The organism is Microbacterium caowuchunii, from assembly GCF_008727755.1.
Taxonomy (GTDB): Bacteria; Actinomycetota; Actinomycetes; order Actinomycetales; family Microbacteriaceae; genus Microbacterium; species Microbacterium caowuchunii.
Window position 1 is genome coordinate 3,110,268 of the sequence record NZ_CP044231.1, and the last position, 13,761, is coordinate 3,124,028.

A 13,761-nucleotide genomic window follows, 5' to 3' on the forward strand; every position below is an offset into this window, starting at 1 on the left:
TTCGTGACAGCATACCGACTGCGCGGTATGGTGTCTTCCACCCGGGCCGCGCCGGAGACGCCCCAGGTCCGCGACGAGCAAGGAGGCTCGATGTCCACCGCACAACCGCTGCCGCCCACCACGACGGCACCCCTCGACGGACACGTCGATGATCGCTTCGCCGGCCTGCGCGACGAGTTCGCGCGGCAGCTCGAATCCGGTGAGGAGCTGGGCGCCTCGCTCGCCGTGATCGTCGACGGCGAGCCGGTCGTGGACCTCTGGGGCGGCTGGACGGACCCTGCCCGCACGACGCCGTGGCAGGCCGACACGATCGCGAACGTCTGGTCCATCTCGAAGACGGTCACCGCCCTCGCCGCGCTCGTGCTCATCGACCGGGGCGAGCTGGACCCGGATGCACCGGTGTCGCGGTACTGGCCGGAGTTCGCGGCAGCGGGCAAGGAGGGGGTGCGGGTGCGGCATCTGCTGAACCACACCTCGGGCGTCTCCGGATGGGCGCAGCCCATCACCGCCGCCGACATCCTCGACGGCCCGGCGTCGGCCGCGCTCCTCGCCGCCCAGCCCTGCTGGTGGCCGGCCGGTCAGGCGAGCGGCTGCCACCTCCTCAACTACGGCACCCTGATCGGGGAGGTGGTGCGCCGGGTGACGGGCCGGAGCCTCGGCGAATTCGTCGCGTCGGAGCTGGCGGGTCCGCTCGACGCGGACTTCTGGCTGGGCCTCCCGGAGAGCGAGTTCCACCGGGTCAGCAACGTCGTCCCGCCGCCCCCGGCACCGGGGCTGGACGCCCTGCCGCCCGATTCCCCGGCGTTCCGGACCCTCTCCGGCCCGCTCCTCGCTGCGGACATGACCTGGACCCCGCAGTGGCGGGCCGCCGGGATCGGCGGTGCCGGCGGTCACGGGAACGCGCGGTCCGTCGCGCAGCTGAACGCCCTCATCGCGCAGGGCGGGGAGTCCGGCGGGGTGCGCCTGCTGTCGCCGGGGACGGTGGACCGGGTCTTCGCCGAGCACACCGACGGCATCGACCTGGTGCTCGGTCTCCCGCTCCGCTTCGCTCTCGGCTACGCCGTCTCCCACCCCGCATCGACTCCGCACATCCCCGAGGGCCGGGTCGCCTTCTGGGGCGGCTGGGGCGGATCGATCGTCATCGCCGACGCCGAGCGCCGCGTGACCTTCGCGTACGTGATGAACCGCATGTCACCGGGAATCATCGGGTCGGCGCGGTCGGATGCGTACACCCGGGCGCTCTACGAGTCGCTCGGCTGACCGGGCGCCGTGTCCTCCCCGCCGGCGGCGGAGGGCACGAGTTCCTCGGCCGGGTCGGCCACCGCCTGCTCGAACTGCGCCTGGTAGAGCCGCCAGTAGGCGCCCTGCGCGGCGATGAGCTCCTCGTGCGTGCCCTTCTCGACGATGTCGCCGTGCTCCATCACCAGGATCAGATCGGCATCCCGGATGGTGGACAGGCGATGCGCGATCACGAACGACGTGCGCCCTTCGCGCAGCGCCGCCATCGCGTGCTGCAACAGCAGCTCGGTGCGCGTGTCGACCGATGAGGTGGCCTCGTCGAGGATGAGGACCGTGGGCTGCGCCACGAACGCCCGGGCGATCGTGATGAGCTGCTTCTCGCCCGCGGACACGTTCGACGCGTCCTCGTCGAGCATCGTTTCGTAGCCCTCCGGCAGCGAGCGCACGAAGCGGTCGACCCGCGTCGCCTCAGCCGCGGCCACGATCTCCTCGTCGGTCGCCGACTCGCGCCCGTAGCGGATGTTGTCGCGGATGGTGCCGGCGAACAGCCACGGGTCCTGCAGCACCATCCCGGTGCGCGACCGGACATCGGCGCGGGTCATCTCGCCGATGTCCTGCCCGTCCAGGAGGATCCGTCCGCCGTCCAGCTCGTAGAACCGCATGAGGAGGTTCACGAGCGTCGTCTTCCCGGCGCCCGTCGGACCGACGATCGCGACCGTCTGGCCGGGCTCCACCCGGAAGGACAGGTCGGTGATCAGCGGGTGCTCGGGGTCGTACGCGAAACGCACGTGGTCGAACTCGATCACCCCTTCGCCGCCGACCGGATGCGGCGCGTCGGGCCGGTCCGGCTCCTGCTCCTCGGCGTCGAGCAGCTCGAACACCCGCTCGGCCGATGCGGTGCCGGACTGGATGACCGCGGCCATACCGCCGAGCTCGGAAAGCGGCTGGGTGAACTGCTGCGAGTACTGGATGAACGCCTGCACGTCGCCGAGGCGGAGCTGGCCGCTGGCGACCATCAGGCCGCCCAGCACGGCGATGCCGACGTAGGTCAGGTTCCCGATGAACATCATCCCCGGCATGATGATCCCGGAGAGGAACTGGGCGCGGAAGCCGGCCTGGTAGAGCTCCTCGTTCTCGGCGGCGAACTTCGCCCGCGAGTCGGCCTCCCGGCCGTACACCTTCATCAGGGCGTGCCCGGAGAAGGACTCCTCCACGCGGGCGTTCAGGCGACCGACCTTGCGCCACTGCGTCCCGAACGCCTTCTGCGACCGCGGGCCGATGACCCCGAAGATCACGGCCATCAGCGGCAGCGAGATGAGGGCGACGATCGCCAGCTGCCACGAGATGGAGAACATCATCACGAGCACACCGATGACGGTGAGCACGGACGTCACCACGGTGGACAGCGACTGCTGCATCGTCTGGGTGATGTTGTCGATGTCGTTGGTGACCCGGGAGATGAGCTCGCCGCGCTGCACCTTGTCGAAGTACGACAGCGGCAGCCGGTTGATCTTCGCCTCGACGGATTCCCGCAGACGCCACATCGTGCGCACCATGATCACGTTGATGACGAAGCCCTGGATCCAGGTGAGGAAGGCCGAGGCGATGTAGATCGCCAGGACCGACATCGTCACGACGCGCAGGCGATCGAAGTCGACCCCCTGCCCGATCTCGAAGCCGGGCATCGCGGCGACCATGTTGGCGAGGTCGGACTGACCGCCGGACTGCAGGGCCGCCACGACATCCGCCTGCGACGTGCCGGCCGGGAACTGCGAACCCAGTGCCGAGGAGACGACCCCTTCGAAGATCAGGTTCGTCGCCTCGCCGAGGACCCGGGGCGCGAGGACCGCCAGGACCACGCCCACCGCGCCGAGCAGCGAGACGATCGTGAAGGCCACCGCATGGGGCCTCAGCAGCCCCACCAGCCGGGCGAAGGACCGGCCGAAGTTGGCGGCCTTGCCCGGCGCGACGGAGTCCCAGTCGCCGGAGGACTGGCGGGCCTGTTCGGCCAGTTCGAGCTCGAGGCGCTCCTCCTCGGTCAGCGGGTCCGGAGTGCTCATGCCTCCACCCCCAGCTGCGATTCGACGATCTCCCGGTAGGTGGCGCTGGTCTCGAGCAGTTCGCGGTGGGTGCCGAGGCCGACCACGCGGCCGCCGTCGAGCACGACGATCCGGTCGGCGCCGGTGACCGTGGAGATCCGCTGCGCGACGACCACCTTCGTGACATCCGGCAACTCCCGCCACAGTGCCTGACGCAGGCGCGCATCGGTGGCGAGATCGAGAGCGGAGAAGGAGTCGTCGAAGATCAGCAGGTCGGGCTGGTGCACGATCGCCCGCGCGATCGCGAGACGCTGCCGCTGACCGCCCGACACATTCGTCCCGCCCTGGGCGATGCGCGCCCCGAGGCCGCCCTCCATCGCCTCCACGAAGTCGCGCCCCTGGGCGATCTCCAGTGCCGCCCACAGCTCCTCGTCCGTGGCGTCCTCCCGCCCGAAGCGGAGGTTCGAGGCCACGGTGCCGGTGAACAGGAAGGGGCGCTGCGGAACCAGCCCGATCCCCTTCCACAGGAGATCGAGATCGGCCTCGCGCACGTCGACACCGCCGACCCGCACGGTACCCGCGGTCGCATCGAACAGGCGCGGGATCAGCGAGACGAGCGTGGTCTTACCCGATCCGGTCGAGCCGACGATCGCGAGCGTCTCACCCGGCTCGGCGGCGAAGGTGATCCCGTGCAGGACCGGCGATTCCGCGCCCGGGTAGGTGAAGCCGACGCCGTCGAACTCGACCGCGCCGGGGCGGGGGAAGACGCGCACCGGCTCGGCGGGGCGCGTGAGGGTGGATTCGGAGGCGAGCACCTCGCCGATCCGCTCGGCCGACACGGCCGCACGCGGGATCATGATCGTCATGAAGCTCGCCATCAGCACGCCCATCAGGATCTGACCGACGTACTGCATGAACGCGAAGAGGGTTCCGATCTCGACCGTCCCCGCATCCACCTGGATGCCGCCGAACCAGATGACCCCGACGACCGTGACGTTGAGCACGAGCATGGCCAGCGGGAACAGGAGCACGAACAGCGAACCGACCTTGCGCCCGACGATCAGGATGTCCGTGTTCGCGCCGCGGAAGCGCTCCTCCTCGATGTGCTCGCGGACGAAGGCGCGCACGACCCGGACTCCGGTGAGCTGCTCCCGCATGATCCGGTTCACCGCGTCGAGTTTCGTCTGGAAGCGCCGGAACAGCGGCACCATCCGGCTGATGACGAGGCCGGCGATGACCAGGAGGGTCGGCACGGACACGCCGATCAGCCAGCTCAGCCCGACGTCCTGCTGCAGCGCCATCACGACACCGCCGATCGCGAGGAGCGGCGCGGTCACCAGCATGGTCGCGCCCATCATCGCGAGCATCTGCACCTGCTGGACGTCGTTGGTGTTGCGGGTGATCAGCGACCCCGGCCCGAACTGCGATACCTCGCGCTCGGAGAAGGCGCTGACCTTCTCGAAGACGTCGCGGCGGATGTCGCGGCCGGCCGCCATGGCCGCGCGGGCCGCGAAGTAGGTGGCGATGATCGACGCGGTGATCTGCCCGAGCGAGATGGCGAGCATGAAGGTGCCGGTGGACCAGATGTAGGCGGTGTCACCGCGGGCGACGCCCTGGTCGATGATGTCGGCGTTCAGGCGGGGCAGATAGAGCGCGGCCATGGCCGAGGTGAACTGGAATACGAGCACGCCCAGCAGCAGCCACCGGTACGTCGACAGGTAGCGGACCAGCAGTTTTCCGAGCATGCGTGCACTCCGGTGGGACGGTGACGCCGGAAGGAGGGGACCAGGCGGCCTCGAGGCATCGGAGACAGACTAGATCGCCGTTCCGACATCCGCACCGCCCCGACGCGGATCGCTCCCCTCGTCGGTGCATCGACCCGTGTCCCGGGCCGCGGAGTGGCCTCAGCGCGCCGAGTCGTCGTCGGATGCGAGCTCGCGGCGCGGTCGCCAGACGACCACGTCCGTCGCGCGGCGGACGCGCGTGCCCGAGCGGAGTGTGACGACGGAGCCGCTCGGCCCCGCGGCGAACACCCGTGCCCCCGGCCGGCGCGCGAGCTCCTCCTGCATCCGCGTCTCGAGCTCGTACACGCGGGCATGCAGATCGCGCACCCGGTTCTCCAGCTCGATGATGCGGGCGATCGCGGGCAGGCTCATACCGTCCGCGGAAAGGCGACCCACCTCGCGCAACTGCTCGACGTGGCGCACCGAGTACCGGCGCGACCCGCCCTTCGTCCGTGCCGGCACGACCAGCCCGAGCCGGTCGTACTGGCGGAGCGTCTGCGGGTGCATTCCGGCGAGGTCGGCGGCCGTCGCGATCGCGAAGACCGGGGTCTCCTCATCGATCTCGTCCTCGGACACGTCCACTCACCTCATCTGCTGTCTCTTCTGTGTCCGCGGACCGGCGCCGCGCCCGTCATGGGCGGCGCCGGCACCGCGGGCGGGTCAGACCCTGGCCTTGGCCATGAGATCGGCCCGGGGGTTCTCTTTCGGCTCGAGGGCCTGGAAGGCCTCCAGCGCCTCGCGCGCGGCGTCGTCGAGGTGAGTGGGAACGGCCACCTGCACCTCGGCGAGGAGATCGCCGGTGCCCTTCTGCGTCTTGATGCCGCGGCCCTTGACCCGCAGCACCCGGCCCGAGGGCGTCCCCGGCGCGACACGCAGCTTGACCGTGTCGCCGCCGAGCGTCGGGACCTCGATCGTGGCGCCGAGCACCGCTTCGGTGAAGGTCACCGGAACGGTCAGACGGATGTTCAGCCCGTCACGGACGAACACCGGATGCGGCCGCACCGACACCTGCACGACGATGTCGCCGTTCTCGCCGCCGTCGGGCGAGGGACGCCCGCGACCGCGCAGGCGGATCTTCTGCCCGTCGGCGACGCCCGCGGGGATCTTCACCTTGAACGGCTTGCCGTCCTCACCCTGCAGGCTGATGGTCTCCCCACCGGCCGCCGTGGCGAAGTCGAGCGTGGTGCGCGCCATGACGTCGGCACCACGGGTGGGGCCGCCGTATCCGCGGAATCCGCCCGAGGTCTGACCGAACCGGCCGGCTCCGAAACCGCCGGACGCACCACCCCGGTCGAACATCGTGAAGAAGTCGTCGAAGTCGCCCGCCTGGTCGAAGCGGGCTCCCCCGCCGCGGCCCTGCCCGAACCTCGAGAACACGTCCTCGAAGCCACCGGCACCCTGACCGCCCGCCGTGAAGCGCGCGCCGGAGCCCATCGCACGGATCTGGTCGTACTCCTCGCGCTGCTCCTTGTCGCTCAGCACGGCGTACGCCTCGCTGATCTCCTTGAACTTCGCCTCGGCGGCGCTGTCGCCCTGATTGGAGTCGGGGTGGTACTTGCGCGCCAGCTTGCGGTACGTCTTCTTGAGTTCCGCGTCGGAGACGTCCTTGGCGACACCGAGCGTGGCGTAGAAGTCCTTGTCGAACCAGTCCTGACTGGCCACGTGAGCCTCCTACTCCGCCGGAACGGCGACGACGACCTTCGCAGGACGCAGTTCGGTCGAGCCGAGGCGGTACCCGACCTCGACCACTTCGAGGATCGTCGCCTCGGTCACACCGGGAGTGGGCTGCTGGAAGATCGCCTCGTGCTGCTGCGGGTCGAACGCTTCCCCGGCCTCCCCGTAGACCACCAGGCCGAGCCGGTCGGCCATCGTCCGCATCTTCTCCGCGATCGCGGTGAAAGCGGAGCCGGCGACCAGGTCGCCGTGCTTCTGGGCGCGGTCGAGGTCGTCCAGCACGGGCAGCAGATCCTTCGCCACCGTGCCCTTGGCGCGCTCGATCTCCACCTCGCGCTGCTCCTCGGTGCGGCGCCGGTAGTTGGCGTACTCGGCCTGCAACCGCTTCAGGTCCGCCAGCAACGCCGACTCGAGGTCGGCGAGGGTCGCGTCCTCGGCGGCGGCATCCACGTTCTGCTCGGCACCGAGGATGTCGTCGACCGTCAGTTCCGGCTCCTGCGCGTCGGGGCCGGAAGCCTGAGCTTCCGACCCCTCTGCGCCGGGCCGAACCTCGTCGTCGCCCTCGGGCGTCTCGAAGTTCTTGTCCGTCATGTTCTCGTCTTACTTCTTGTCTTCGTCGTCGTCGACCACTTCGGCGTCGATGACGTCCTCTTCGGGGTTCGGAACGGTGCCGGCGCCCGGGTCGGTGGCGGACGGGTCAGCGGGCTGTCCCTGCGCCTGCGCGGCCTGGTAGATCGCCTCACCGAGAGCGCTCTGGCTCTGGTTCAGCTTGTCGTACGCCGTCTTCACCGCGTCGTCGTCCTCACCGGCGAGCGCGGTCTTGACCGCGTCGACGTCGGCCTGGACGGACTCCTTCACCTCGGCGGGGATCTTGTCCTCGTTCTCCTTGATCAGCTTGTCGATCGAGTACGAGAGCGTCTCGGCCTGGTTGCGGACCTCGGCCGACTCGCGGCGCTTCTTGTCCTCGGCAGCGTGCTCCTCGGCCTCGCGCACCATCCGGTCGATGTCCTCCTTGGGCAGCGACGAACCGCCGGTGATGGTCATCGACTGCTCCTTGCCGGTGCCCTTGTCCTTGGCGGACACGTGCACGATGCCGTTCGCGTCGATGTCGAAGGTGACCTCGACCTGCGGGATGCCGCGCGGAGCCGGCGCGATGCCGGTCAGCTCGAACGTTCCCAGCGGCTTGTTGTCGCGGGTGAACTCGCGCTCGCCCTGGAAGACCTGGATCGCGACCGACGGCTGGTTGTCGTCGGCGGTGGTGAAGGTCTCGCTGCGCTTGGTCGGGATGGCCGTGTTGCGCTCGATGAGCTTGGTCATGATGCCGCCCTTGGTCTCGATGCCGAGGCTCAGGGGGGTGACGTCGATCAGCAGCACGTCCTTGCGCTCGCCCTTGAGGACACCGGCCTGGAGCGCGGCGCCCACGGCGACGACCTCGTCCGGGTTGACGCCCTTGTTGGCGTCCTTCCCGGTCTCGGACTTCACGAGCTCGGCGACGGCCGGCATGCGGGTGGAACCACCCACGAGCACGACGTGGTCGATGTCGGCGACCTTGATGCCCGCTTCCCGGATGACGTCCTGGAACGGCTTCTTGGTGCGGTCGAGCAGGTCCTTGGTCAGGTCCTCGAACTTCGCGCGCGTCAGCGTCTCGGAGAGGGAGACCGGGCCGGACTCGGTGAGCGAGAGGTACGGCAGGTTGATGGAGGTCGAGGTGGAGCTGGAGAGCTCCTTCTTCGCCTGCTCCGCAGCCTCCTTCAGACGCTGCAGCGCGATCTTGTCGCCCGAGACGTCGACGCCCGTCGTGTCCTTGAACTGCTTGATGAGGTAGTCGACGACCCGCTGGTCCCAGTCGTCGCCACCGAGGCGGTTGTCACCGGCCGTGGAGCGCACCTGGATCGTGGAGAAGTCGTCGTCCTTGCCCACCTCGAGGAGGGAGACGTCGAAGGTTCCGCCGCCGAGGTCGAAGACGAGGATGAGCTCGTCCTCCTTGCCGCGGTCGAGACCGTACGCCAGCGCAGCCGCGGTGGGCTCGTTGATGATGCGGAGGACGTTCAGGCCCGCGATCTCGCCGGCCTCCTTCGTCGCCTGACGCTCGGCGTCGTTGAAGTACGCCGGAACCGTGATGACGGCGTCGCTGACGGTGTCGCCGAGGTACTGCTCCGCGTCGCGCTTGAGCTTCTGCAGGATGCGGGCCGAGATCTCCTGGGGCGTGTACGCCTTGCCGTCGATCGCCTGGGTGCGCCAGTCGGTACCCATGTGACGCTTGACCGACGTGATGGTGCGGTCGACGTTCGTGACGGCCTGCCGCTTCGCGGTCTCGCCGACGAGGACCTCGCCGTCCTTGGTGAATGCGACGACCGACGGGGTCGTGCGGAAGCCTTCGGCGTTGGCGATGACCTTCGGCTCACCGCCTTCGAGGACGCTGACGACCGAGTTGGTCGTACCGAGGTCGATTCCGACTGCACGGGGCATGGGCTTCTCCTTCTATGGATAGGTAATGTCTGGGGGCGGCCGCAAACCTGAGCCGCGATGACTCAAGCGTACCGGCACGCTTTCCGACCGTCAAGTGAACTTGACATGAACGCGCTCAAGTTTTCCGTGCGGGTGCCCGGAACGATGCGGCGCAGGCGCCGCATCCCGGCATCCCCTTGGCTGCACGCCCGGGCGTGGCGTCCCCTCGGTGGCGTCCGGCGGGCTCGGCGGGCCTGGCGGGCCTGGCTTGCTCGGAGACGGAGTCCCCGCCGCCGAGCCGAGCCCCGCCGGCCCGAGGACTTTCCGTCCAGCAGAGGATGATCCGCCCACGGCGGTCCGCGTGCCGGCGGATCGTCCTCCTCCCGGAGAAACCCGCCGGAGACACCCCCGGGGATGGCGCGGCCCGGGCGGCCGGAACGGCGCGTTTCCACCCGGGACGGCTGCGGGCGCTACCCTGGCGATTGCCGCAACGACGCGGCATCCGCGGTCCCCGCCGACTCGGCACCGCTCGTTCGTGGAAGGGCCTCAGCGTGACGCACATGGACTCAGAGTCGCCGCTCCGCGCCTCCGCCACACCCGTGCCCCCACCGACCGCGAACACCGGCGCCCTCGCGCCGATGGGCGCGCTGTTCCAGGAATCCGCGCCGGACCGGGTGGTGCCGCGCAAGCAGGTGTGGTCGTGGGCGATGTGGGACTGGGCGGCGCAGCCGTTCAACTCCGTGCTGCTGACCTTCGTGTTCGCCTCGCTCTACCTCGTCTCGGACTCGTTCCTGCCGCCGGAGATCGCCGCCCTGGATGCCTCGGACCCGGTGAAGGAACGCGCCCTCGCCGACCTCTCCAGCGGCTACGGCCTCGCCACCACCCTCGCCGGCATCCTGATCCTGCTGCTCGCTCCGGTGCTCGGCCAGACGGCGGATCGCTCCGGCCGCAAGAAGCGCTGGCTGCTGGTGTTCACCGTGCTGCTGGCGCTCGCGCAGTTCGGCCTCTTCTTCGTGCACGCCGACCCCGCCTACTTCTGGGTCGGGGCGATCGTGCTGTCGGCCGGTGCCGTCGTCTCCGAGATCGCCGGCGTGAACTACAACGCGATGCTCGTGGAGGTCTCCACCCCACGGACCATCGGCCGGGTGAGTGGCCTCGGCTGGGGTCTCGGCTACATCGGCGGCATCGTCGCGCTCACGATCGTCGTGCTGCTGACCTTCGCCGACTGGTTCGGCATGGACACCTCGGACGGTCTCGCCTACCGCCTGATCGCGGTGGGATGCGGCGTCTGGACCCTGGTGTTCTCCATCCCGCTGTTCCTCAACGTGCCGGAAGCGCCCGCGGTTCCGGGCGTGCAGAAGGTCGGGTTCTTCGCCGGGTACGTGACGCTCGTGAAGGACGTCGTGGCGCTGTTCCACTCGCACCGCCCGACGTTCTGGTTCCTGCTCTCCAGCGCCGTCTACCGCGACGGCCTCGCCGCGGTGTTCGCCTTCGGCGGGGTGCTCGCGGCCGTCTCGTTCGGATTCTCGCCCACAGAAGTGATGATCTTCGGGATCGCCGCGAACGTCGTCGCCGGCGTCTCGACGATCCTGGCGGGCCGGCTCGACGACCGGTTCGGCGCCCGGGCCGTGATCATCACCGCGCTCACCGGGCTCGTCGTGATGGCGGTCGTTCTGTTCGCCCTGCACGACCTCGGCACGATCGTGTTCTGGGTCGGCGGACTCGTGCTCTCCGCATGCGTCGGTCCCGCGCAGGCGGCCAGCCGGTCATTGCTGGCGCGGGTGACCCCGGCCGGGATGCAGGGCGAGATCTTCGGCCTCTATGCCACGACCGGTCGGGTGGCGAGCTTCATCGCCCCCGCCATGTGGACACTGGCGATCTTCCTGTTCGGTGCGACGATCTGGGGCGTGCTCGGCATCGCCCTGGTACTGCTCCTGGGGCTGGTGCTGCTGCTGTTCGTCAAGCTGCCGCCGCCGCCCCGCATCCGCTGATCCCGCCGCTCTCTCCGCGCGCCCTCTCCCTTTCCCTCGCCCGCGACCTTTCCCGCGAGACTGCATAGCCAGCACGAAACAGACGTAACCAGCCGCTGTTTCGTGCTGTGCCTGCAGTCTCGCGGGATCCCGGAGGGGGGAACGGATGCGGTCAGCGCGCGGCGCCGGCCAGGTTCGCCGCGAGCTCGTCCGCATCCTGGCGGACGCCGTACGCCGGCTGGTCGCGCTCGACCCGCCAGCTCTCGTCGAGAGCCCCGATGTTCACCGTGTCGAAGCCGAACTCGTCGTAGAGCGCCGTGACGAAGGCGGAGCCGAGCGGGGAGTCGCTCGCGGTGGCCAGCGCCCGTCTTCCCGCCGTGCCCGCCGGGGCACCGTCGGTGAGGATCTCCGCCGACTGGATGTGGTTGAACCCCTTCACGACGGTGGATTCCGGAAGCCGCGCCTGCAGCATCCCGGAGGTCGTCGTGCGCTTCTCGTCCAGCTCGGGGATGCGCCCGTCGCGCTCCCAGTAGTAGTTGTTCGTGTCGAGCACGACCTTGCCCGACAGCGGCGCCGCCGGGATCGCGTCGATGGCCTTCAGCGGGACCGTGACGATGACCCACTCGCCCTGCTCGGCCGCGTCGGCCGCGGTGCCGGCCGTCGCGTGTGGGCCGAGATCGGCGACGAGCTCCGAGAGCGTCTCCGCGCCGCGCGAGTTGCTGATGACCACGTCGTAGCCGCGTTCGACCAGGCCCTGCGCGAGGGTGGATCCGATGTGTCCTGCTCCGATGATTCCGACTGTTGTCATACGGGGCCCAACGGGATGCGGCCCCGGGAATTCCCTCGGCGACCGATCCGCCGCTCCCGCCGCGTCGCTTTTCCCACCGCGAGACTGCACGGAATCCACGAGACGGATGCGCTCACGCTCCGTCTCGTGGCGGGGATGCAGTCTCGCGGGCAGGCTCGGACCAGGCTCGGAAGGCGGGCGCGAGGGTTGCGCCCGCCGTCGGCGGGGCGGTATCGGAACCCGGAGTCAGGGGGCCAGCATCCGGGCGAGCCAATTCGCGCGGGCGGCGATCATCTCCTGCGAGAGCCGGGCTCCGGGGACGAACCCCTCGAAGGCATGGAACCCTCCCGGCCAGACATGCAGCTCGGCCTGGCCGCCCGCCGCCCAGATCGCGCTCGCATACGCCACGTCCTCGTCGCGGAACACCTCGGCGCTTCCGCAGTCGATGAAGGTGGGCGGCAGCCCGCTGAGGTCCGTCGCCCGCGCCGGCGCCGCGTAGATCGAGACGTCGTCCGTGCCGCGTCGGTCGCCGAGCAGCGCACTCCACCCGGTGATGTTGCTCGTGCGGTCCCAGATCCCGACGCCGTCGATCTGCAGGGTCGATACGGTCCGGTCGCGGTCGTCGAGCATCGGGTAGAAGAGCATCTGGCCGCACAGCCGCGGGCCGCCGCGGTCGCGGGCGAGGAGCGTCGTGCCCGCGGCGAGTCCGCCCCCGGCGCTCACGCCGATGATGAGGAGCCGGTCGGGATCGATGCCGAGCTCGGCGGTGTTCTCGGCCGTCCAGACGAGGGCGGCATAACAGTCCTCGACCGGGACCGGGTCGGGGAACTCCGGCGCGAGGCGGTACTCGACCGTGACGAACACGGCGTCGTACCGCAGGATCGTCTCGGCGAACGTCTCGAGATCCGACCACCGGTCGCCGAGGATCATGCCGCCGCCGTGGATGTGGAAGATGCCGGGCCCCGTTCCGGTGCGCCCGACCGGCTGCACGACGGACACCTCGATCGAGGCGCCGGCGTATCCGGGGATGACGACGTCGCGAGCCTCGAGCCCGGCCGCGGCGAGCGCCTCCGGGGTGGGCCGCCGCGAAGGCTCCTGGCGCGCGGCCGGGATCATGTCCGGGGTGATCGTGGGCGACATCACCCGCCCGATCGCCTCGAGTACTGCATCCAGCTCAGGATCGAACGGGGGTCTCGCGGGCGGGTGCGTGGTCATCGTGCTCCTTCGAATGAGTGACGTCGCACCGGCAGGTTACTGGGGCCAGCCGTCCGCGAATTTCGTCAGCAGGCGCGCGAGCTCGGCGCGCTCCGGTTCGGTGAGCCCGGCGAGCGCGTCCTCGATGATCTGGCGACGCTCCCCCCGCATCCCGCGCGCGACCTTCCGGCCCGCGTCGGTCAGGACGATGCGCGTGCGGCGCGCATCGTCGGGGTCCGCCTCCCGCTGCAGCAGCCCGTGCTCGACGCCCTGCTGGACCAGCCGTGACGCGCGCGGCTGGTCCACGCCGATCGCCTCGCCGATCTCGCTCACCGAGAGGGGTCGCTCCGCACCGGCGAGCGCCTCGAGCAGCCGCATCCTGGCGGGTCCGCCACCGGGACGTCCGTGCGGACCCGCCCACGGCGGCGCATCCGGCATCCCGTGACCGAAGGGACCGCCGTGCATGCCGTGCGAACGTCCGTGCGGCATCGGCCCGCGCGGGCCCCCACGGCGCCCTCGCAACCGGGACAACGCTGCGGCGATCATCTCGCCGGGGTCGGCACCGGTCGCATCCGCATCCGTCATACCTCGAATTTACATGCATATTGACATGCGTCAGACTTCCA

Annotated in this window: 11 protein-coding genes; 2 read left to right on the forward strand and 9 right to left on the reverse strand. The window is 70.0% G+C overall.

What is annotated here, in order from left to right; genetic code table 11:
- Positions 1-90: 90 nt before the first annotated feature.
- Positions 91-1,260, forward strand: coding sequence for a serine hydrolase domain-containing protein (locus F6J84_RS14665; RefSeq protein WP_150974498.1), 1,170 nt, complete (start codon positions 91-93; stop codon positions 1,258-1,260).
- Here the strand turns inward: F6J84_RS14665 and F6J84_RS14670 are convergent.
- From F6J84_RS14670 to dnaK, 6 genes are all read right to left on the reverse strand, one after another.
- Complete coding sequence (locus F6J84_RS14670) at positions 1,242-3,299, reverse strand: ABC transporter ATP-binding protein (protein WP_150974499.1); 2,058 nt, start codon at positions 3,297-3,299, stop codon at positions 1,242-1,244. The genes F6J84_RS14665 and F6J84_RS14670 overlap by 19 nt on opposite strands.
- A complete protein-coding gene (locus F6J84_RS14675) occupies positions 3,296-5,023 on the reverse strand; it encodes an ABC transporter ATP-binding protein (RefSeq protein ID WP_150974500.1) in 1,728 nt (575 codons plus the stop codon). The genes F6J84_RS14670 and F6J84_RS14675 overlap by 4 nt, the downstream gene beginning before the upstream one ends.
- A gap of 159 nt (positions 5,024-5,182) precedes the next feature.
- A complete protein-coding gene (locus F6J84_RS14680) occupies positions 5,183-5,638 on the reverse strand; it encodes a heat shock protein transcriptional repressor HspR (RefSeq protein ID WP_150892690.1) in 456 nt (151 codons plus the stop codon).
- A gap of 84 nt (positions 5,639-5,722) precedes the next feature.
- Positions 5,723-6,724, reverse strand: coding sequence for a DnaJ C-terminal domain-containing protein (locus F6J84_RS14685; RefSeq protein WP_150974501.1), 1,002 nt, complete (start codon positions 6,722-6,724; stop codon positions 5,723-5,725).
- A gap of 9 nt (positions 6,725-6,733) precedes the next feature.
- Positions 6,734-7,327 (reverse strand): nucleotide exchange factor GrpE, encoded by a 594-nt coding sequence (grpE, locus tag F6J84_RS14690; RefSeq protein ID WP_150974502.1) that lies wholly within the window; start codon positions 7,325-7,327, stop codon positions 6,734-6,736.
- Positions 7,328-7,336: 9 nt separating this feature from the next.
- Entirely contained in the window at positions 7,337-9,205 is a 1,869-nt protein-coding gene (dnaK, locus tag F6J84_RS14695; protein ID WP_150974503.1) for a molecular chaperone DnaK, read from the reverse strand.
- A 539-nt stretch (positions 9,206-9,744) separates the two neighbouring features.
- On the opposite strand from dnaK, the gene F6J84_RS14700 reads away from it, so the two are divergent.
- Positions 9,745-11,175 (forward strand): MFS transporter, encoded by a 1,431-nt coding sequence (locus F6J84_RS14700; RefSeq protein ID WP_191905696.1) that lies wholly within the window; start codon positions 9,745-9,747, stop codon positions 11,173-11,175.
- Between the two features lie 151 nt (positions 11,176-11,326).
- Here the strand turns inward: F6J84_RS14700 and F6J84_RS14705 are convergent, their stop codons facing one another.
- The 3 genes from F6J84_RS14705 to F6J84_RS15720 form a co-directional block, all read right to left on the reverse strand.
- Positions 11,327-11,962 carry an NADPH-dependent F420 reductase gene (locus F6J84_RS14705; RefSeq protein WP_150974504.1) on the reverse strand — a complete coding sequence of 212 codons (636 nt, stop codon included), beginning with the start codon at positions 11,960-11,962 and terminating at the stop codon, positions 11,327-11,329.
- A 225-nt stretch (positions 11,963-12,187) separates the two neighbouring features.
- Positions 12,188-13,156 (reverse strand): alpha/beta hydrolase, encoded by a 969-nt coding sequence (locus tag F6J84_RS14710; protein ID WP_150974505.1) that lies wholly within the window; start codon positions 13,154-13,156, stop codon positions 12,188-12,190.
- Positions 13,157-13,192: 36 nt separating this feature from the next.
- Entirely contained in the window at positions 13,193-13,720 is a 528-nt protein-coding gene (locus tag F6J84_RS15720) for a MarR family winged helix-turn-helix transcriptional regulator (protein WP_238702531.1), read from the reverse strand.
- Between the last annotated feature and the right edge of the window lie 41 nt (positions 13,721-13,761).

Excerpts from the sequence above, each read along its gene's own strand:
- F6J84_RS14675 (WP_150974500.1), bottom strand. The coding sequence starts at position 5,023 with ATGCTCGGAAAACTGCTGGTCCGCTACCTGTCGACGTACCGGTGGCTG.
- F6J84_RS15720 (WP_238702531.1), bottom strand. The coding sequence starts at position 13,720 with ATGACGGATGCGGATGCGACCGGTGCCGACCCCGGCGAGATGATCGCC.
- F6J84_RS14710 (WP_150974505.1), bottom strand. The coding sequence starts at position 13,156 with ATGACCACGCACCCGCCCGCGAGACCCCCGTTCGATCCTGAGCTGGAT.
- F6J84_RS14665 (WP_150974498.1), top strand. The coding sequence starts at position 91 with ATGTCCACCGCACAACCGCTGCCGCCCACCACGACGGCACCCCTCGAC.
- F6J84_RS14705 (WP_150974504.1), bottom strand. The coding sequence starts at position 11,962 with ATGACAACAGTCGGAATCATCGGAGCAGGACACATCGGATCCACCCTC.
- F6J84_RS14670 (WP_150974499.1), bottom strand. The coding sequence starts at position 3,299 with ATGAGCACTCCGGACCCGCTGACCGAGGAGGAGCGCCTCGAGCTCGAA.
- grpE (WP_150974502.1), bottom strand. The coding sequence starts at position 7,327 with ATGACGGACAAGAACTTCGAGACGCCCGAGGGCGACGACGAGGTTCGG.
- F6J84_RS14700 (WP_191905696.1), top strand. The coding sequence starts at position 9,745 with ATGGACTCAGAGTCGCCGCTCCGCGCCTCCGCCACACCCGTGCCCCCA.
- dnaK (WP_150974503.1), bottom strand. The coding sequence starts at position 9,205 with ATGCCCCGTGCAGTCGGAATCGACCTCGGTACGACCAACTCGGTCGTC.